At 67.5% G+C, this 18706-nt stretch carries 20 protein-coding genes; 9 read left to right on the forward strand and 11 right to left on the reverse strand.

What is annotated here, in order from left to right; all coding sequences use genetic code 11:
* The first annotated feature begins 31 nt into the window (after nt 1-31).
* The 3 genes from dosR to QUE68_RS20735 all read left to right on the forward strand — a co-directional run bounded on the left by dosR (nt 32) and on the right by QUE68_RS20735 (nt 3397).
* Nucleotides 32-679, forward strand: a complete 648-nt coding sequence (dosR, locus tag QUE68_RS20725; protein ID WP_284228127.1) for a hypoxia response regulator transcription factor DosR/DevR — start codon at nt 32-34, stop codon at nt 677-679.
* Complete coding sequence (locus tag QUE68_RS20730) at nt 676-2388, forward strand: sensor histidine kinase (RefSeq protein ID WP_284235406.1); 1713 nt, start codon at nt 676-678, stop codon at nt 2386-2388. The genes dosR and QUE68_RS20730 overlap by 4 nt, the downstream gene beginning before the upstream one ends.
* Before the next feature lie 115 nt (nt 2389-2503).
* Entirely contained in the window at nt 2504-3397 is an 894-nt protein-coding gene (locus QUE68_RS20735; protein ID WP_286274332.1) for a universal stress protein, read from the forward strand.
* Here QUE68_RS20735 and QUE68_RS20740 read toward each other — a convergent pair.
* The gene (locus QUE68_RS20740) at nt 3388-3912 is read right to left on the reverse strand and encodes an SRPBCC family protein (RefSeq protein ID WP_286274333.1); all 525 of its coding nucleotides are present in this window, start codon (nt 3910-3912) and stop codon (nt 3388-3390) included. The two genes, QUE68_RS20735 and QUE68_RS20740, sit on opposite strands and share 10 nt — an antisense overlap.
* Nucleotides 3909-4787 carry a universal stress protein gene (locus QUE68_RS20745; RefSeq protein WP_286274334.1) on the reverse strand — a complete coding sequence of 293 codons (879 nt, stop codon included), beginning with the start codon at nt 4785-4787 and terminating at the stop codon, nt 3909-3911. Before QUE68_RS20745 ends, QUE68_RS20740 begins: the two co-directional genes overlap by 4 nt.
* Nucleotides 4788-4943: 156 nt before the next feature.
* Between QUE68_RS20745 and QUE68_RS20750 the strand changes: the two genes are divergently transcribed.
* Nucleotides 4944-5699, forward strand: a complete 756-nt coding sequence (locus QUE68_RS20750; RefSeq protein WP_286274335.1) for an HAD family hydrolase — start codon at nt 4944-4946, stop codon at nt 5697-5699.
* Here QUE68_RS20750 and QUE68_RS20755 read toward each other — a convergent pair.
* Nucleotides 5683-6273 carry an Rv1733c family protein gene (locus QUE68_RS20755; protein WP_286274336.1) on the reverse strand — a complete coding sequence of 197 codons (591 nt, stop codon included), beginning with the start codon at nt 6271-6273 and terminating at the stop codon, nt 5683-5685. The genes QUE68_RS20750 and QUE68_RS20755 overlap by 17 nt on opposite strands.
* Before the next feature lie 254 nt (nt 6274-6527).
* On the opposite strand from QUE68_RS20755, the gene QUE68_RS20760 reads away from it, so the two are divergent.
* Both QUE68_RS20760 and QUE68_RS20765 read left to right on the forward strand, forming a co-directional pair.
* Nucleotides 6528-7346 (forward strand): universal stress protein, encoded by an 819-nt coding sequence (locus QUE68_RS20760; protein WP_286274337.1) that lies wholly within the window; start codon nt 6528-6530, stop codon nt 7344-7346.
* A 73-nt stretch (nt 7347-7419) separates the two neighbouring features.
* Nucleotides 7420-7947 carry a GNAT family N-acetyltransferase gene (locus QUE68_RS20765; protein ID WP_286274338.1) on the forward strand — a complete coding sequence of 176 codons (528 nt, stop codon included), beginning with the start codon at nt 7420-7422 and terminating at the stop codon, nt 7945-7947.
* 4 nt (nt 7948-7951) lie between these two features.
* On the opposite strand, the gene QUE68_RS20770 is transcribed toward QUE68_RS20765, so the two are convergent.
* Entirely contained in the window at nt 7952-8944 is a 993-nt protein-coding gene (locus QUE68_RS20770) for an Acg family FMN-binding oxidoreductase (RefSeq protein WP_286274339.1), read from the reverse strand.
* Nucleotides 8945-9115: 171 nt separating this feature from the next.
* Between QUE68_RS20770 and QUE68_RS20775 the strand changes: the two genes are divergently transcribed.
* Nucleotides 9116-9844: a hypothetical protein gene (locus QUE68_RS20775; RefSeq protein WP_286274340.1), complete on the forward strand. Its 729-nt coding sequence runs from the start codon at nt 9116-9118 to the stop codon at nt 9842-9844.
* A gap of 5 nt (nt 9845-9849) precedes the next feature.
* Here the strand turns inward: QUE68_RS20775 and QUE68_RS20780 are convergent, their stop codons facing one another.
* Complete coding sequence (locus QUE68_RS20780) at nt 9850-10287, reverse strand: pyridoxamine 5'-phosphate oxidase family protein (RefSeq protein WP_284228147.1); 438 nt, start codon at nt 10285-10287, stop codon at nt 9850-9852.
* Between the two features lie 303 nt (nt 10288-10590).
* On the opposite strand from QUE68_RS20780, the gene QUE68_RS20785 reads away from it, so the two are divergent.
* Both QUE68_RS20785 and QUE68_RS20790 read left to right on the forward strand, forming a co-directional pair.
* Nucleotides 10591-12246 (forward strand): GAF domain-containing sensor histidine kinase, encoded by a 1656-nt coding sequence (locus QUE68_RS20785; protein ID WP_455012340.1) that lies wholly within the window; start codon nt 10591-10593, stop codon nt 12244-12246.
* A 58-nt stretch (nt 12247-12304) separates the two neighbouring features.
* Nucleotides 12305-13000, forward strand: coding sequence for a P-type ATPase (locus tag QUE68_RS20790; RefSeq protein WP_286274341.1), 696 nt, complete (start codon nt 12305-12307; stop codon nt 12998-13000).
* Here QUE68_RS20790 and QUE68_RS20795 read toward each other — a convergent pair.
* From QUE68_RS20795 to QUE68_RS20820, 6 genes are all read right to left on the reverse strand, one after another.
* Nucleotides 12934-14208, reverse strand: coding sequence for an Nramp family divalent metal transporter (locus tag QUE68_RS20795; RefSeq protein ID WP_286274342.1), 1275 nt, complete (start codon nt 14206-14208; stop codon nt 12934-12936). The genes QUE68_RS20790 and QUE68_RS20795 overlap by 67 nt on opposite strands.
* Nucleotides 14166-15026, reverse strand: coding sequence for a magnesium transporter MgtE N-terminal domain-containing protein (locus QUE68_RS20800; protein ID WP_286274343.1), 861 nt, complete (start codon nt 15024-15026; stop codon nt 14166-14168). The genes QUE68_RS20795 and QUE68_RS20800 overlap by 43 nt, the downstream gene beginning before the upstream one ends.
* A 12-nt stretch (nt 15027-15038) precedes the next feature.
* On the reverse strand, nt 15039-15470 hold the full coding sequence (locus QUE68_RS20805) for a pyridoxamine 5'-phosphate oxidase family protein (protein ID WP_286275891.1): 432 nt from the start codon (nt 15468-15470) through the stop codon (nt 15039-15041).
* 187 nt (nt 15471-15657) lie between these two features.
* Nucleotides 15658-16563: a universal stress protein gene (locus tag QUE68_RS20810; RefSeq protein ID WP_286274344.1), complete on the reverse strand. Its 906-nt coding sequence runs from the start codon at nt 16561-16563 to the stop codon at nt 15658-15660.
* A 64-nt stretch (nt 16564-16627) separates the two neighbouring features.
* A complete protein-coding gene (locus QUE68_RS20815; protein WP_286274345.1) occupies nt 16628-18373 on the reverse strand; it encodes a SulP family inorganic anion transporter in 1746 nt (581 codons plus the stop codon).
* A complete protein-coding gene (locus tag QUE68_RS20820) occupies nt 18343-18690 on the reverse strand; it encodes a hypothetical protein (RefSeq protein WP_286274346.1) in 348 nt (115 codons plus the stop codon). Before QUE68_RS20820 ends, QUE68_RS20815 begins: the two co-directional genes overlap by 31 nt.
* Between the last annotated feature and the right edge of the window lie 16 nt (nt 18691-18706).

Consider the following 18706-nt stretch of genomic DNA (forward strand, 5'->3'; position numbering starts at 1 on the left):
TCCCGTCGAATACTCCGCGAAGGGCGTGCACATGGTCAGAGTCTTTCTCGTCGACGACCACGAAGTGGTGCGCCGCGGGCTGATCGACCTGCTGTCCGCCGATCCCGAACTCGACGTCATCGGTGAAGCCGGAACGGTCGCGCACGCGATGGCCCAGATTCCCGCCCTGCGTCCCGACGTCGCCGTGCTCGACGTCCGGTTGCCGGACGGAAACGGCATCGAGCTGTGCCGTGATCTGCTGTCCCGCCTGCCCGACCTGCGCTGCCTGATGCTGACGTCGTTCACGTCCGACGAGGCCATGCTCGACGCCATCCTCGCCGGCGCCAGCGGTTACGTGGTCAAGGACATCAAAGGCATGGAATTGGCGAAGGCGATCAAGGACGTTGGTGCCGGTCGCTCGTTGCTCGACAACCGCGCTGCCGCCGCCCTCATGGCCAAGCTCCGCGGCGCTGCCCAGCGCTCGGACCCCCTGTCGGCGCTCAGCGATCAGGAACGTATCCTGCTAGACCTGCTCGGCGAGGGCCTGACCAACAAGCAGATCGCGGCCCGGATGTTCCTCGCCGAGAAGACGGTGAAGAACTACGTGTCCCGCCTGTTGGCCAAGCTTGGCATGGAGCGACGGACCCAGGCGGCGGTGTTCGTGTCGAAGCTGGACCGCGCGCCGCAGCCCGACCGGTGACCGACCCCGGTGAAGACGGCGCGGCCCGACCCGTACGGGCCACGCTCTCGAGATTGCGGCTCCGCGAACTGCTCAACGAGGTGCAGGAGCGCGTCGAGCAGATCGGCGAGGGCCGCGAAAAACTCGACGGCCTGGTCGACGCGATGCTGGTCGTCACGTCGGGCCTGGATCTGGCCGCGACGCTACGGACCATCGTGCACACCGCAATCGAGCTGATCGATGCGCGCTACGGCGCCCTCGGCGTGCGAGGCCACGAGCACGAACTCACCGAGTTCATCTTCGAGGGAATCGATGACGACACCCGTCGCCTGATCGGTCCGTTGCCACAGGGGCATGGCGTCCTGGGGGCCCTAATCGACGAACCCAAGCCGATTCGGTTGAACAACATCGTCGACCATCCAGCCTCCGTGGGCTTTCCGCCCAACCATCCACCGATGAAAACCTTTCTCGGCGTACCGGTTCGGATCCGCGACGATGTGTACGGCAACCTCTATCTCACGGAGAAGGTCTCGGGCCAACCGTTCAGCGAGGACGACGAGGTTCTTGCGCAGGCGCTCGCCGCCGCGGCCGGAATCGCCATCGACAATGCCCGCCTCTACGAGCAGTCGCGCACCCGCCAGTCATGGGTGGAGGCCACCCGCGACATCGCGACGCAATTGTTGTCCGGCGGCGATCCCGCGCAGGTGTTCCAGCTCGTCGCCGCCGAAGCACTGAAACTGACCGGCGCCGACGTGGCCCTGGTCGCCGTGCCGCCGGGCACCGACCTCCCCCTGGCTGACTTCACCGAGCTGGAGATCGTCGAGATGGCGGGCGGTGACGAGGACGTCGTCGCGACGACGATACCCGTGCAGGGAACCACGGTGGGAAGAGTCTTCCAGCATCGAACCCCGCACCGCGGCAACGCCATCGACGCAGAATTCAAGCTGTTCCTCGACGACCCGGGCCCGGCCCTGGTGCTACCGTTGCGCGCCACCGACACCGTCGCCGGTGTGGTCATCGCACTGCGGCGGCGCGGCGCGCCGCCGTTCACCGACGAGCAGCTGGACATGATGGCCACGTTCGCCGATCAGGCCGCCCTGGCGTGGCAGCATGCCAGCACCCAACGGCGTCTACGGGAACTGGACGTCATCACCGACCGCGACCGGATCGCAAGAGACCTGCACGACCACGTCATCCAACGGCTCTTCGCCATCGGGCTGGCCTTGCAGGGCACGATCCCCCGTACGCGGTCACCGGAAGCCCAGCAGCGCCTTTCCGATTCGGTCGATGACCTGCAGGGGGTCATACAGGAGATTCGGACCACGATCTTCGACCTGCACGCAGGTTCGGCCGGGACGACACGGCTGCGGCAACGGCTCGACGAGGCGGTGGCCCAGTTCGGCGGGTCGGACGTGCGCACCACGGTGCAGATCGTCGGACCGCTGTCGGTGGTCGAGCCCGCATTGGCCGACCACGCGGAAGCCGTTGTGCGCGAGGCGGCGAGCAACGCCGTGCGGCATGGCGGGGCGACGGAGTTGAGCGTGCTGATCACCGTCGACGACGACCTCTCCATCGAGGTCACCGACAACGGGTGTGGCATCGGCGAGAACGTGACCCCCAGCGGGCTGACCAATTTGCGACACCGCGCCGAGGACAGTGGCGGGACGTTCAGCGTCGCGAAGAGCGGCGCCCGCGGCACGGTCTTGCGCTGGTCGGCACCGCTGCCCTAACACGTTGCCGCGAGTTCGTCGACCGGTGACCTTTGGCGCGGTGCACGAGGCCGAATTGCTCATGATCGGCCGCGTGTAGGGCCCTAGCGTTGAACCCGATGAAGGGAGAACGACCATGACTGAGCACTCCACCGATCGGATAGTCGTCGGGGTCGACGAGTCCGCCGCTTCGGACGCCGCCATCCGCTGGGCCGCCAGGGAGGCGGCGATGCGTAGCGTCGCCCTGACGCTGTTGTACGCCATCAATCCCGCCGAGCAGGCGTGGCGCGTGGGATACGCGAGAGCCCCGCTGCCGCCTGCCCACGGCGAGCTTCAGCGAGAAGAGGGTGAGCGCGTTCTGGAGTCGGCGCGACGCATCGCACAGGCGGCGGTCGGCTCGGACGAGCAGGTTCGGATCGACACCGAAGTGGCGGTCTCCGTACCCATCCCGACGCTGATCGATGCGACCAAGGACGCTCAGATGATCGTCGTCGGCAGCCGGGGCCGAGGAGCGTGGCGCCGGGGTCTCTTCGGATCGGTCAGCACCGCCCTGGTCCATCACGCGCATTGCCCCGTGGCCGTCATCCGGGAACCGGCCGACGCGGTCGGTGAGAGCCGCGGCCCCGTCGTCGTCGGCATCGACGGTTCGCCGGCGTCGGAGTTGGCCACAGCGGTCGCCTTCGACGAAGCTTCCTGGCGCGGAGCCGAATTGGTGGCCCTTCACGCGTGGATCGATTCCGAGCCGCCGGGCCTGCCCCCGCTGGCCTGGCCGAACTTCCAATCCGCGGCCGAGGAGACGCTGGCCGAGCGGCTCGCCGGCTGGAACGACCGCTATCCCGACGTCGTCGTCCATCGGCGGGTGGTTTTCGATCAACCGGCCCGCCATTTGCTCGAGGTCGCCGAAGCCGCCCAGCTGCTGGTCGTTGGTAGCCACGGTCGCGGGGGGTTCGCGGGCATGCTGCTCGGCTCCGTCAGCACCACGGTCGTCCATGCGACGAGCACGCCGGTGATCGTGTGCCGTCAGAACTGACCGATCTCGGCGAGTCGCCGCCGCGTGAGCACGGCGATGATCGGACCGGCCGCCTCCGCAACGAAGACGTCACCGGGGTGGCGTAGCGCGATCCGCAGCCGCACGATCACCCTGGTCCGGTCGTCCCAACGGGATTCGGCGGACCAGGCCCAGGTCACGTCGATGGGGACCGCTCGGGGAACCGTCCGCAACACCAGGGAGCGACCGTCGACACCCTCGACGACCGACATGGCGATCCGTCGGTATCTGGTCAACCGCAGCTGCACGATCTCGCCGCGAATTGGGTCGGCATCTTGCTGGTGCAGTGTGGCTTTCAGCACTCGGGGCCACACGGACTCGATCGGCGCGTCGATCCACTCTGCGGAGGTGCTCTGGGCAGCCGGCTCGTGAATGAGACCGTCGCCGGGCATCCGGGCGTGGCTCTCCTGCTTGGTGGCCCCCCAATTGCGGTAGTAGCGCCGGGCGGCGTAGAGCGCAGCGGCACCGGCGAGCGCCGGCCCTAGGTCCCGCCTCACGGCTCGCGAGCGACGATCACCGGTGTCCGGACCGCCTGCACGACTGCGGAACTGACGGATCCGAGCAACATCCCCGCGAACCCGCCGCGGCCGTGGCTTCCGACGATGGTGAGTTGCGCGGCCTCCGATGCCGCCAGCAGTTGGTACGCCGGCTCGCCGTACACCAGGCGTCGCTCGACGGCGACGTTCGGATACCGCTGCTCCCAGACGGCCAGGTGTTCGGCCAGGGCCGCCTTTCCCTCGCCGAGCTGTTCCTCCCAGTCGATCATCGGGACTTGATACGGGCCGTACTCTCCCCACGAATGCATGGCAATCACGCCGACTTGGCGTCGCGACGCTTCGTCGAAGGCGATCGCCGTTGCCTGGTCCGACGTCGGCGAACCGTCCACGCCCACCAGCACCGGCGCCGTCGCGAGCGGCTGCACTTCGTCATGGACGATCGCGACCGGGCAGTGCGCGTGCCTAATCAGGCCCGTGGGAATCGACCCTAGAATCGGGCGATCGTCGTCATCGCGGCCGCGACATCCCACCACGACCATCGCCGCGTCCTTCGACAGGTCGATGAGCGTCGGTAGCGTGTTCCCCGAGAACGTCCGATGCTCGATCGACGCGAGGTGGACGCCGGACTGCTCGGCGACCGCGACGGCATCGTCGATGATCTGGTGACCATGCCGTTCGTAGAACTCACGCTGGTGGGTCCGAGTCCTCAACGGCTCCGGCCACATCGTGATCAACGGTGCGGGGAGCACGTGGACCAGGGTGAGCGACTCCTTCCGCAGGGCGGCCTCGCGCGCCGCCCATTCGACCGCCACGTTCGACGCTGGTGAGCCGTCGACGGCGACGATGATGCCGTGGTGCGTGGTGGAGGTGGTCATCTTCGCACTCCTCGATCGAACCGGTCGCGCATGCGACTACTGTGCACCCTCCACGCTAATGACCGCCAGCAGGCGCGGTCTGCTGGCGCAAGTCACTGCCGCAGTGGCCTTTCGGCCCTGTCGATCGGGTGACCCAGTGGTGCAGCATCAACTGTCGTGCCCGCCCCCGTGACCATCGACGCTCGCCACCACGACGCCGTGCTCTTCGACATGGATGGGGTACTCACCGACACCGCGTCCGTACACGCCGTCGCGTGGACGGAACTATTCGATGGGTTCCTGGCCCGACGCCCATCCCGGCCCGGGGAAGACCACTCACCGTTCACGGCCGCCGACTATCGCGCGCACGTCGACGGCAAACCCCGCGAGGACGGCATCATCGACTTCCTCGCAGCCCGGGGCATTTCACTGCCTCTGGGGTCGGCGACCGACACGGGCGCGGACACCGTGTGGGGACTGGCCGCGGCAAAGCAACACAGTTTCGAGCGGCTCCTCGACACCGGACTGACCGTCTTCGAGTCCACAGTCGCGTTGGTCCGCAACCTCCGCGACCTGGGGTTCGGCGTCGCCCTATACACGTCGAGCCGAAACTGTGGCCGGGTACTCCATGCGGCGCGGCTCGACGACCTGTTCGCGGTCTGCGTCGACGGGCTGCTCACCGAGGCGCTCGGACTACCCGGAAAGCCCGATCCCGCGGTGCTTCTGGAAGCGGCGGACAGACTCTCGGTTAGACCGGACCGCTGCGTCGTCGTCGATGACGGCAGATCGGGATTGGCCGCAGGGCGCAAGGGAGGGTTCGCGATGATGATCGGCGTCGCCCGCACCGACGGTGCTCACGATGAGCTGCTCGCAGCCGGTGCCGACGCCGTCGTCCGCGATCTCGCCGAGGTGAGGGTCACGGGCCCCCGGTGAATCGCCCGCCACCGGAGAGCATCCGGAGATCGCGGTCCCATGCGGCGTAGCGAGTCCGATTCAGCCGCCGCCGAGACAACATGACGCAGCCGACCATGGTTCCGACGACGCCCAGCCACACCAGTACCGCGGCGCCAAGGGCCTCCTCACCTGCGCGGCCGGACGGGCTCGGCGCCGACACCTGACGGCCACCCTCGTCCACCCAGACGTCGACGAGGTCGCCGGCCTTGACCGCACTGGTGACAGGAACCACCTCGATGTGGTTGCCGCCGAACGCATTCCATCGCGCCTTCACATTGAGGTCGACCGCGTTGCCGTACGGAACCACTTCGGAGTGCTCGATCGCGGTGGCCTTCAGCACGTGTCGAGTCAGCGCCTCTTCGGCGTAGACCAGTGATCGCGTTTCGTGGATCGCCGTTCCCATCGCGCCCACCACGGGTATTGCGACCATTGCCAGCAACACGGCGAGGACGACGGCCAGTGCCTCGACCCGGTCGCTGGTCCGAACCAGAGGATGCCGCCCGAACAACCGCCGTAGGAAGCTGCGGCCCAGGTGGATGGTGAAGGTCTGCATGACATCTCCCTCCGCAGCACCACCGGTGCGACCCTGCACCGTCCGATCCTGGTGTCGAGTCGACGTGTCCTCAAGGGTCCAACGTCCCGTCACCGTCGGCAGACGTCACTCCTCCCACCAAGGCACCCCGGCCCGGCGGCACGCGGGACCTCCGGCGTTCGACGAGGGACCAACGGCCCCAGTGCACGCGTCGTCATACCGAATAGCGTTGGGCAATAGACGTCGCCCTAGGCGTCCGGATCCAAGGAGCCGTAATGCCGACCGATTCTTCTGCACCCGTGGTGGTCGGCATCGACGGTTCGGATGCCTCGACCGACGCGGCGCTCTGGGCCATCGACGAAGCGATCTCCCGCGACGTTGCGCTGCTCCTGGTTCACGTCATCCCCGTGGCTCACGCCCCGGAGGAACCGATCGACCCGACCATGCTCGAGGGCGAGTATGCCGAGACCGCGCTGCGCGCAGCGTCAGCCGTGGTCGCCGCCGCCGACCGTCCGGTCAAGGTAGAGACCGAAATCATCTGGGGTCGACCGGATCTGGCAATGCTCGAGATGTCCAGACGGGCATCGATGGTGTGCGTGGGTTCGGTGGGCATCGGGTTCATCGCCCGGCGGTTCCTCGGATCGACGGCAGCCGCGTTGGCCGAACGAGCCCACTGCCCCGTTGCCATCTTGCGATCACCACATCAGGTTTCGAGTGCGGGAACCGATTGGATCGTCGTGCCGGTCGATGCGTCCCCCGGCAACGCCGATGTCGTCGAGTTCGCAATGGACGAGGCTCGACTGCGGCACGCGCCGGTCCTCGCCGTCGGCGTGTGGGACGACGACTTCGGCGATACCTCCTACGACGATCTCGATCAGCGGGTCAGCGAGATGACGCGGCGCCACCCCGGCGTGCACGTCTATCCCGTGGCGACGCGGTCTCGGGTCGCGGGCTTCCTCGCCGACAATCACGGCGAGTCCATCCAGCTAGCCGTCCTCGGCGCCAATGTAGCCGGGCAGGTGGCGCAGATCATCGGCCCTCACAGCCGTCCGCTGATCGCGCACGGCGAGTGCTCGGTCGTGGTCGTTCGCTAGCTCCAGATCCGAGGAACTACGGAAGGCTTTCCACGACATGGTCACTACGACTGGGCATCATCGTCGCGCGTCAGTGATCACGAGCCGGCCGTCATCGCTCACCCTCATCGACGGCGCCAGCGTCCTCATCCGTCAGCTCGAGCCCGATGACTACGACGCGGTCGTCGCATTGTCGGACACCCTCAGCGACACGGAGCGCTACATGCGTTTCTTCACGACACATCCCGGCTACCTCGACCAGTGGGCCCGCACGCTCACCACCCGCTCCGACGAGCAGTGCGCGCTCGGCGTCTTCGAGGACGATGCGCTGATCGGCACGGCGAGTTACGTCTTGACCGTGGAGCCCGGCTGCGCCGAGGTATCCGTCGTCATCGCGCACCTGCAGCACGCACGCGGTGTCGGAACAGCGCTCCTCCGCACACTCGGCCGCATCGCAGCCGACGACGGCATCCACCATCTGGTGGCCGACGTGCTCGCCGAGAACAGTTCGATGCGCCGAGTCATCACCGACGGTGGTTGGCCCTGTACTCAGCGGCTCGACGGGTCCGTCCTGAGCATCCGCGTTGACCTCGACGCCATCCACGACGAGGGCGCCGACTAGACCGTCACCCGAAGGGTGAACCGTCCAGCATCGTCACGGTGTCGGCCAATGGGCGGCGCGGCGTGGCCGGGAGCGGATCGGCGTTCACCGGCGCCCAGCCCACGCGAATCAGCATCTGTGGAAAGGCCTTCAGACCAAAGACTTCCGCCCGGACGGCATCACGGGTCGCCGGTACCTCGAGCACCTCTGTCACCGGGCAGGTGGCCATCCCGACCGCCGTTGCCGTCAGTAACACCAGGCTCGTCGCCTCACCTGCCCGTAATCGCGCGAGCACGTCATCCTCGACGGTGCCCAGCCCCACCAGTATTCCGTGATCGTCATCCACACTGGCCCCGGGCGGCTGGGCCAACGCCGCACCGGCGAAGAATCGACCGGGGACCTGCGCGTCGGGTTCCGAGACCGGCGTACTTCGCGCCGGTACACCCGCAGTCGAGGCGTGACGTCCGCTCCACACCGCCAACTCGGTGAGATACTCGGTGTCGTTGATGTGTTCGTGGACCGCGTTGGCCAGCAACACCTTCAGGTCGGCAGCGGTGTCGATACGCCGGACGGTGACTCCCGCTCGAGCCGCGCGCGCTCCCATCAGTGCGACGTCACCGTGCGGCACGGGCCAGGGGCTGTACAACCGGCGATCGGTACGGCGACGTGGAATCGCCGCGGCGAGAGCCACATCCACTTCACTGGGCGTCCAAGGTTGCACCTCGATCGCGGCAAGATGATAGGGATCACCCGCATTGGGGAAGCGGTGAATCTTGGTCTGCCAGCCCAAGGCCGCCAGCGCCAGTGTGAGGTGGTTGAGTGCCGCTCCGCAGCTGATGATCAGATCGCGACTGTCGGGATCGGTGTGTTGCAGCTGCAGGGACGGCTCCGCGAAGAGGTGCAGGCTCTCGTCGCCGACGCGCCACCGCCACGGCTGGGTGTTGTGTACCGACGGCGCTCGCGCGGCCAACGACAAAGCGGTGTGCACGGTTTCGTTTTCTGGGAAACTCGAGCTCATCTCGACCACCTTCGCAAAAGGGCATTCATCACCCCTCACAGTGCCGTTGCGATCGCGCCACCGCGAGGGTCCGAAGACCCTTGTCCGTGGGAAGTGGATAGCATTACTCGTTGCCGCGCCGAGGACGAATGACTCTGTCCAATCGGTCATTCGACGAGTTAGCGTCGCGCGGTGACCAATCAAAGAGCTTGGCTGGCAGGTGCCCTGGCGGTCGTCGGGATCAGCACGTGGTACCGGGCCCACCTAAGGCCCTGGATGTACCGGTGGGGGTCGACGCCCGAGGAGTACGCGGCGGGCCTGCCCGGTGACGATCTGGTCGCCGACGGAGCCGTGCGTACTACCCGGGCGATCACCGTTCACGCGCCCGCCGACGCCGTCTGGCCCTGGCTAGCGCAGATCGGTGAAGACAGGGGAGGTTTCTACAGCTACAGCCTCCTCGAACGTGCCGTCGGTGCACGCATCCGCAATGCGGACGACATCCACCCCGAATGGCAGAACGTCCAAGCGGGTGACACGGTGTGGATGGCAAGGCGTTACGGCCGCAAGGCTTCTCAAGCAGTGGCCGCGGTGGAACCTGAATTATTTCTGATCCTGGTCTCCCAAGACGACTACGACGACATCGAGAGCGGCGGGAAGGCCTCTGGCAGTTGGGCATTCCATCTGTTCCGGGATGGCGCGAACACCCGTCTCGTCGTGCGCGGCAGCGGGGGTCCGACCGGCCACGTCAGCTTCGACATCCCGCACTTCGTCATGGAGCAGAAGATGCTCCGGGGCATCCGCGACCGGGCCGAGCGCTTTCGCCGAGACTACGTGCACCCTAAGTTCCGCATCGCGCCCGCCGAGGAGACCACCGCTGAGAGAGGTCCCGAAGCGCAGGAGGGATTCCATCGGATCATCTGAGTGGATCAGGCCGGACTGGACCAGTCGTCGGGTTCACCACCGAAGCGGAACCGCCGGCCACTGATCTCGTGGGGCGTGATCCGCAGGAAGCGACGCTTGATCGTCGGGATCCAGGGTAATACCTGCGCACGTTCGGCCTCGGCGATGTCGGCGGAGTCGTCGAGGATCTCTGCCTGGCCCTTGACGATGACGCTCCACCCCTCGTAGACGTCGTGGTCGTCAGCTTCGAACGCGACCCGCTCGTTGATCAGTGCGCTCATGAGCTTGGTGCCCTCCGCGGTACGCAACAGGATGGTGTGCCGCTGCACTACGAAGTTGACTGGAAAGATCTCCGGCTGCCCCCCGACGCTGGTAGCCAGCCGCCCCAGCGTGACACTGGCCAGCTTGGCCCAGGCCTCCTGCGTCGTCAGCTCGAGGACGGGGTCGGGATCGAAAGCCGTCATCGTTGGCCCTTCTCGTGGGAACGCTTGCTTCAGAACGTAAAACAACCGAGCCGGCGTGTAACGGGGCATGCGTCACGACTCGAGGGGTACAAAGTCCCACGTGACCTGGCAGGACGGCGGCGCGCAGCCCCGGCCGAATCGCTGCGGCCACGACCACCCCATCATCCAGTTCGCCGGGCTTGGGATAAAACGCGCTGTGCGCGAGTAGAATTGGCACGTCGCTCGCGGAGCGGCAAGGGGAGCGACACCATGGACCGAGCTCGGCGCGACTCAGCCTTCGCGCAACTCGGAAGCCGAAGGCTCATGGGCCGCATGCACGAGGACCTCGATGAGTTGCTGGCCAGCCGCGACCAGATGGAGCGGCTGCTCCAGATCTTCCTCGAGATCGGGGCTGATCTCGACCTCGAGGCGACGCTGTCGCGCATCGTGACCGCCGCCATCGAGCTGACCGGAGCCGAGTTCGGTGCGCTCGGCGTGCGGGCCCCGGACGGAACGCTGAGCTCCTTCGTGCACAGTGGGATGGACGCTCCGACGGTGGCGAAGATCGGCCACCTGCCCGCTGGCAAGGGGGTCCTGGGCCTCCTGCTGGACACCACCGACGTAATCCGGCTGAACGACTTGACCGCGCACCCGACGGCCGTCGGACTCCCGGAGCACCACCCCCCGATGGCCGGCTTCCTGGGCGTGCCGATCATCATCCGCGGGGACGCGTTCGGCAGCCTCTACCTCACGCACTCCGACCCCGCCCGAGTCTTCGACGAGTCGGACGAGGTCGCCGCGCGCGCCCTGGCCACGGCCGCCGCCGTCGCCATTCAGAACGCGAGCCTCTTCGAGCGGGTGCGTGCGAGTGCGAAGTGGATGCAGGCCAGCCGCGAGATCACCACGGCTCTGCTCTCCGGAACGGAGTCTTCCGTCAGGCCTATGTGGCTGATCGCCGAGCGAGCCCGCGAGCTCGCCAAGGCGGAGCAGGCGATCGTCCTGGTCGCCGCCGACCCCGACGCGCCGCGGGAGGAGGTGACGACCCTCGTCGTGTCGACCGCAGTGGGTGTGCACGCGGACGACGTCATCGGACGGCAGGTACCGGTCGAGGGGTCGACCACGGGCGCGGTGTTCACCTCGGGCCGTGCGGTGATCACCGACCGCTTCCGGCATCCGATCCACAGCTTCACCGACGTGGGCGAGCGGCCGGCGATCGTGATGCCGCTGCGGTACGAGGACGACGTCATCGGCGTCATCGCCGTGGCCCGGCACGAGAGTCAGCCGCCGTTCGACAGCGGCGAGCTCGCGCTGATCGGCGACTTCGCCCACCACGCGGCGGTGGCGCTGACCCTCGCGGCAGCGGGCGAGCGGATTCACGAGCTCAGCATCGTGGCCGACCGCGAGCGCATCGCCCACGATCTGCACGATCACGTCATCCAGCGACTGTTCGCGACCGGCATGCACCTGCAGGGCACCATCGCCCGCTCGCACTCCCCCGAGGTCGTCGAACGCCTGAACCGTACCCTGGATGACCTGCAGGCCACGATCGAAGACATCCGCACCACCATCTTCGGACTGCAGTCACCGGTGCGCGGCAAGGGTTTTCGGCAGCGAGTTCAGCATTTGTTCGCAGGTCTCACCGAGGACCTCGCCACCGAGACGCGTCTGCATCTGTCCGGCCCACTCACCGTGGTCGACGGATCCCTCGCCGAACACGCCGAGGCCGTCCTCACCGAACTCATCAGCAACGCAGTGCGACATTCCGGCGCGGGCCTCATCACGGTGGACGTCGCCATCGCTGACGAGCTGGTCATCCAAGTCATCGATGACGGGCACGGCATCCCGGCCGACAACCAGCGCCACAGCGGTCTGTCCAACGTCGAACGCCGTGCCGAGCAGGCCGGTGGCCGTTGTGAAGTCTCGTCGACCGCGGGCCTGGGCACGTCGGTGACTTGGCGCGCACCGCTGACGGGATACTGACCCCGTCCCGGGACCACTGGCCCTGCCCCCAGGGCCTGCTCGAAGCGACGATGCTGACATGAAAGTCCAACCGCTGTTCTTGATTTCGACCCTCGTGGCGCTCATCGCCGGCGGTGTCGCATGCCTGTCGGGACGCACGCCTCTCGCCGACGGGTTCTGGTTCGCCGGAACGTTGGTGGCCGTCATTCCAGCGATCTGGTGGGCGATGGTGGGGTTACGCCGCGGTCGGGTGGGGGTCGACGTCATCGCGGTGCTGTCACTCGTTGGTGCGATGGCCGTGGGCGAGTACCTCGCAGGCGCGCTGGTGGGCCTCATGCTGGCGACGGGCCAGACGCTGGACGCTGCGGCCGAACGGCGTGCCACGAAGGATCTGCGCAGCCTGCTCGCGCATGCCGCGACGACGGCGCGACGCCGCGCGGCCGACGGACTCGAGGTGATCGCGGGCAGCGCCGTCATGGTGAACGATCTGATCGTCATGGGCCCTGGCGAGGTCGTGCCCTTCGACGGCCGGATCACCACGGGCAGTGCGCTCCTCGACGATTCGGTGTTGACGGGCGAATCGGCGCCCGTCGAGCGACGAGCAGGTGAGGTCATCCGCAGCGGCGCCGTCAACGCCGGCGGCGCGGTCGAAATCAGTGCCATCGCCAGCCCCGTCGAGCGACGACGACGGCGAGGCAGGACCGTAGCTCACGCGAGCGACACGATCCCCAACGCGACGACGCACAGCACCACCAGGGCGATCGTCAGACCGTAGGCAACCATCCCCCAGCGTCCAATGGTGAAGTGGCCCATCAGGTCACGGTCACGTCCGATGCCGACCATGGCGAACAGCAGCGGCACCAGGAGGACGGCGTTGAGGACCTGAGTGGCCACCAGGATCGTGACCAGGGGAACGTTGGGGATGAGCACGGTCACCGCTCCGAGGACCGTGACGATGCCGAACGTCAGATAGAAGGTCTTGGCGTCGTGGAAGGTGTCGTCGATGGCCGCCTCGATACCCGCGTACTCGCATACCGAGTACGCCGTCGACAGGGGCAGGATCGACGCCGCGAGGAACGCCGCCCCGATCAGGCCGACGGCGAACAGCTGCGAGGCCGCTGTGCCCGCGAGGGGTTGGAGGGCGACCGCGGCGTCGGCCGCATCGTGGATCGAGCGGCCGTCGCGGTGCAGGGTTGCGGCACAGGCCACTACGACGAAGAATCCGATGACGCCGGTCAAGACGGCGCCGGTGACCACGTCGATCCGGACGAGCGCGAGGTCTTCGGTGCGCAACTTCTTGTCGACGGCGTAGGACTGGATGAACGACAGCCCCCACGGCGCGAGCGTGGTGCCCACCGTTGCGGTGATGATCGCGATGGCCTCGCCGGTCGTGGGCATGGTCGGGATCAGGAGCCCGCGCCCCGCGGCACCCCAGTCCGGCCGGGCGAGGACACCCGACGCGATGTAGGCCACGAACACCGTCGACAACAGCAGCAGGAAGTGCTCGACGCGACGGAAGCTGCCTCGGAGTACGAGGAGAGAGACGATCACCGCGGACGCCGGGACGCTGATGTAGCGGCTGATGCCGAATAGTTCGAAACCCGCAGCGATGCCAGCGAATTCGGCACAGGTAGTCCCGACGTTGGCCACGACCAACGCGATCAACGCACCGCCACCCAGCCGGACGCCGTAGCGTTGCCGAACCAATCCGATGAGGCCCTGGCCCGTGACGACACCCATGCGCGCGGCAAGCCCGTGGAAGAGGATGAGGGCGATGGTGGACAACAGCAGAACCCAGAGCAACTGGTAGCCATGATTGGAACCGAGCACCGAATAGGTCGTGATGCCCGCGGGATCGTCGTCGGAGAGTCCAGCCAGCAGGCCCGGTCCCACCACCGCGAACAACGCCGCCAGACCGACGCGCTTGCGACGCAACAGCATCAGGATGTCGACCGATCCGCATGCCGCCGTCGGCGCGGCCACACCCTGGTGTGCTCGAGCCGTCGCTCCAGCAGCGCGGGAGCCCGCGCCAGGCGGGTTCGCCAGCGGGCGGCATGCTCATCGGGCATGGCGGCCACGATCTCGGCGGCATCGTCATCCTCCATCGCCCTGAGTAGGCGCTCGGCGACCACGGGATCGACGATTCCCATGGCGCCCGCGGCGACGCCGGGTTCCCTCGCAGCCAGCACCTCGGTGGCGGATTCCGTGTCCAGCGTGGCGATGAGCGCGGCCAGTCCGCGCACGTCGAGGTGGTGGACGGCGGACCGCGGTGCCGCAAGCTGCACGGCATGGCCGCGGTCGGAGGTCAGGTGGACATCGGTCCATGCCACGGCGTCCTCGCCGACGCGGGACGCCTGGCGGCGCAGACCAAGCCTCCGGAGCACGCCGCCGAAACCCACCTCGACGCCAACGAGGTTGAGACGCCCGTCCGGCGCCCGGGCCAGAACCACGTCGGCGACGCGCGCCAGTCGCTGCCCCACCACGTCGACGATCTGGGTGTCGAGGACGTCGCGACCGAGCATGATCTCGTCCGCGAGCAAGGCGTCGGCACCTGAGGTGATCTCACACGCTGTCAATTCGTCTGTGCCGTAGCTTGTTTCGACGTCAACGGTGCGTACCCGATGCACCGCGGTCCATGGCACCAACAGGCTCGGCGCGCGATCACGTTCGACGAGCAGTCGTTGGACCATGTGTGGCCCGGTGTCGTCACCCAGGCGGACCGTCAGATCGTCCAGACGACCGATCGCGGCGCCATCCTTGGTGCGGACTTCCCTGCCGATGACCTGACTGAGCAACCACACCCGAGGCGCTGTTCAGCCGGCAGCATTGGAGTCGAGCGCGGCATCGAACTGAAACCGGCGGCCGGTGACGTTGAGCGGGCGGATTCGCACGAAGTGTTGCTTGGTGGTCGCCGTCCACGACAGCAGTCCGGCACGGTTGGCCTCGTCGAGATCCTCGTCGGACCGCAGCACACTTGCCGATCCCGAGACGATCACGCTCCAGCCCTCGGCAGCGTCGTAGTGATCCGCCTCGAAGAGCACGTCGTGGTTGATCGCGGTGCTGACCAGCTTGGTGCCTTCGGCGGTGCGGAACAGGATGGTGCGGCGCTGCACGGCGAAGTTGACCGGGAAGATCGCCGGGCGACCATCGACGCTGGTGACGAGCCGCCCGAGCGGCATATTGGACAACAGGTCCCAACAATCGGCTACTGACAAAATGGATACTGGCGCAAGCAGGTCAGACATGGCCGCAACGCTAATCGGCGCACCATCCAGGCGACGGGGCACAAGGTCACTTCTTCGGCCTACCAATGGCCCCCGCACCACGGACGGGCGGCGGCCCCGGAGCCGCTAGGGGGAGAGCTCCGAGACCGCCGGGTCTGTGCAAGGCCGATCCCACCATCGGAATGCCTTGCTTCGAAAGGGCTAAAGGTCACCTGGGCGTTGCGCCGGCGTGCAACATCACCGAACAGGGGAGAACGCCCAGCGCGCACTCGGCGGCAGGGTCGAGCACCGTGCCGATGTCGTGCGACTGGCGGTCAGCGGCGATGAACAACGCGATCTGACCGACGCGAGCGCGGAGATAGGACTCCAGCTCGACGCCTGGCTCCACCGCGACGTCGAGCCCGGGGTGCCTGCCCACCCGCGCGTCGATCTCCCGGGTCAGGCGGGTATCCAGCTCGGCGGGGTCCGTCGCCCCTTCGCGCCTCGTCCAATGGGTCAACAGCCGCAACGGCTTCCGACGCAGGACTGCCTCGTCGACGGCCACGCGCAGCAGGTCCGTCGCGGCCGGGTCGCTACCGAGCCGGGCGACGATCCAGCCGTCGGCGAGAGGGTCGCCCCTGACGATCGTCACCGGGCAGTCGGCGTCCAGCAACACTTCGGTGGCGGTGCCCACCCGGTGACCAGGGTGCGGTGGCCGCGGCCCGTTGGAGCCGACGCAGATCATCACCGCGGAGTCGCGGGCAAGCGCGACGGAGGCGGTGGCATAGTCGATCTCGGCGACCACGTCGATCGAGCGGCTGGCGCGCCGAGCTCGTTCGGCTGCAGCGATCAGAGCGGTGTCGTGCGGCCCGGCGGGCAGGCGCCCGGTTCCGGTCGTCGCAGCGTCCGACGGGTCGACCGCATAGACCAACCGCAAGGGTACGCAACGTAGTTCGGCCTCGACAGCCCCCCAGGTCACCGCTTTCAACGCACCAGGCAGCCCATCGACGCCGACGACGACCTCAGGCCGGGGGTCGACGACCACGGGCTGACGGTGGTGCCGTTGCAGGGTCAGGGAGTCGGCGAGCGCCGAGCACACGACGAAGGCCTCGAAACGGTGCGTTTGGGAAGTCATGCGGGCCACTCCTTCGGGTCATTGCGATATCGGACTGTCGAACGGAATCGAGCGTCGGTTCCCCTCACGAGGCCGGCGGGTCGTGATGCGCCTGCGCCCGCTCATAGGCCTCGACGGCCGTGGGCAACGTCATGTACAGCCGGTCTGAGCCGATCTTGTCGAGCATGCCCGCGGCGTCGAGCGCATCGTGAAGGTCCTGTTTGACCCGGGCCATGGCGAAGACGATTCCCCGGCCCGAGAGTTCCTCGCGGAGCCGTTCCAGCGCATCGAGTGCGGTCATGTCCACTTCGACGTTGGCCTCGGCGTTGAGGACGAACCAGTTGACCGGTCGCGGCGAGTGGTCGGCGGCAGCCAACGCGCGATGCCGAAAGTCCTCGGCGTTGGCGAAGCACAACGGCGCGTCGTAGCGGTAGACGATCAACCCCGGAATCAACGTGGCGAGTGGGTAGTCGTCGACGTCGTGCATGCCCGCGAGGCCCGGCACCAACCCCTGGACACTGTCGTGCGCGCGGGCCAGCCGCCGCAGCAGGTCCAAGATCGACAGCAGGACCGCGGCGATCACCCCGTACAGCACGCCCAACCCGCACACGGCGACCGCCGTGATGGCGGCGAGCACGAACTCGCTGCGGCGGAAGCGAGCCAGCCTGCGAAATTCCCCTACGTCGACGAGCTTCGTTGCGGCGTAGAAGATCAGGGCGCCAAGGGCTGCCGACGGGATGTACGCGATGAAGCCGCCACCGACCACCACCACGCAGATCACTACGAGGAAGACCACCAGCGAGTACACCTGCGTGCGGGAGCCCGACGCGTCGCCGAGCGCGGTCCGGCTGCCGCTGGAGCTCACCGGGAAGCCCTGGGTGAAGCCCACCGCGACATTGCACACCGCGAGGGCGCGCAGTTCGGCGTCGGCGTCGATGTCCGCCGAGCGACGCGCGGCGAACGAGCGGGCCGTCAACACGTTGTCGGAGAACGCCACGACGGCGATTCCGAAGGCGGGCCCGAGCAGATCCTGCAGGGACTGGCGGGTCAGCTCGGGAACCTGGAACGGTGGCAACCCGGTGGGTACCGCGCCAACGACGTCGATGCCGTGACGTCCCAACCCGAAGACTACGACCGCCGTGGCCGCGCAGAGCACCCCGATCAGCGGTCCGGGCAATCGCGGCGTCCAGCGGCTCAGCGCGATGATCAGCGCGAGGACGCCCACGGCGAAGGCAGCTGTCGGCCAGTGGAATTCACGCGCTCTCACGGTGACCGACATGACTTGCTGGACGACGGTGTCACCCGAGGTGGCCACTCCGGTCATCTTGCCCAGCTGGCTGACGATCATGACGATCGCGATACCGGTGAGGTAGCCGACGAGCACCGGTCTGGACAGCAGATTGGAGAGGAAGCCGAGCCTGAGCACGGCGGCGATCAGGCAGATGACGCCGACGAAGACGGCGAGGGTGGCCGCGTAGTGCGCATACCGCGTCGGATCGCCGAGCGCCAGAGGACCCAGTACGGCCGCCGTCATCAACGCCGTCGTGGACTCGGGTCCGACCGACAGCTGGCGGGACGACCCGAGCACTGCGTACAGCACCAACGGCGGTAACGCCGTCCAGAGCCCGACGATGGGACTCAGCCCGGCCAACGCCGCATACGCGAGCGCCTGGGGGATCAAATAGGCCGCCACGCTGAGACCGGCCTGCACGTCACCCCGCCACCACGAAGACGAATACCCGCGAAGACCGAGGAGGTTTGGCAGCAGGGTATTCGGCCACGAGGTGTCCGACGAGGTGGTCAACCCGTGCGCTGGCTCAGCACCGGACATCGTGTTGCGACCGTCTCTCGGCTCGACGTCGCGACCGATTCATGCATCAACCGCAGACTGCGGTTCAGGGTCAGTGGGATCAGGTGCGCGGTCACGGTGGCGCCTGCCTTCAGATGCCGGAAGGCACCCTCGACCAACGTCTCGACGTCCGCGCGAGGCGAACCCGGGAACCTGGCGCACACCGCCGAAATGATTCCAGCGAGTTCGTCGGTCTCCATTCTCGTGGCGCCCGGGGCGGGCGGGCGGGAACCATCCGGCGCCATGGCGACGTCCGACGACGTGTCGGCAACCGCACGAAGATCGCTCACTACGGTCATTCCGCACCTCTGCCAC

Source organism: Mycolicibacterium sp. TUM20985 (assembly GCF_030295745.1).
Taxonomy (GTDB): domain Bacteria; phylum Actinomycetota; class Actinomycetes; order Mycobacteriales; family Mycobacteriaceae; genus Mycobacterium.

Bases quoted from the DNA above. Each gene is read 5' to 3' on its own strand.
- QUE68_RS20770 (WP_286274339.1), bottom strand. From the start codon at position 8,944: ATGAGCTCGAGTTTCCCAGAAAACGAAACCGTGCACACCGCTTTGTCG.
- QUE68_RS20780 (WP_284228147.1), bottom strand. From the start codon at position 10,287: ATGACGGCTTTCGATCCCGACCCCGTCCTCGAGCTGACGACGCAGGAG.
- QUE68_RS20760 (WP_286274337.1), top strand. From the start codon at position 6,528: ATGCCGACCGATTCTTCTGCACCCGTGGTGGTCGGCATCGACGGTTCG.
- QUE68_RS20820 (WP_286274346.1), bottom strand. From the start codon at position 18,690: ATGACCGTAGTGAGCGATCTTCGTGCGGTTGCCGACACGTCGTCGGAC.
- QUE68_RS20745 (WP_286274334.1), bottom strand. From the start codon at position 4,787: ATGACCACCTCCACCACGCACCACGGCATCATCGTCGCCGTCGACGGC.
- QUE68_RS20790 (WP_286274341.1), top strand. From the start codon at position 12,305: ATGAAAGTCCAACCGCTGTTCTTGATTTCGACCCTCGTGGCGCTCATC.
- QUE68_RS20805 (WP_286275891.1), bottom strand. From the start codon at position 15,470: ATGTCTGACCTGCTTGCGCCAGTATCCATTTTGTCAGTAGCCGATTGT.
- QUE68_RS20735 (WP_286274332.1), top strand. From the start codon at position 2,504: ATGACTGAGCACTCCACCGATCGGATAGTCGTCGGGGTCGACGAGTCC.
- QUE68_RS20810 (WP_286274344.1), bottom strand. From the start codon at position 16,563: ATGACTTCCCAAACGCACCGTTTCGAGGCCTTCGTCGTGTGCTCGGCG.
- dosR (WP_284228127.1), top strand. From the start codon at position 32: ATGGTCAGAGTCTTTCTCGTCGACGACCACGAAGTGGTGCGCCGCGGG.
- QUE68_RS20785 (WP_455012340.1), top strand. From the start codon at position 10,591: ATGGGCCGCATGCACGAGGACCTCGATGAGTTGCTGGCCAGCCGCGAC.
- QUE68_RS20755 (WP_286274336.1), bottom strand. From the start codon at position 6,273: ATGCAGACCTTCACCATCCACCTGGGCCGCAGCTTCCTACGGCGGTTG.
- QUE68_RS20815 (WP_286274345.1), bottom strand. From the start codon at position 18,373: ATGTCCGGTGCTGAGCCAGCGCACGGGTTGACCACCTCGTCGGACACC.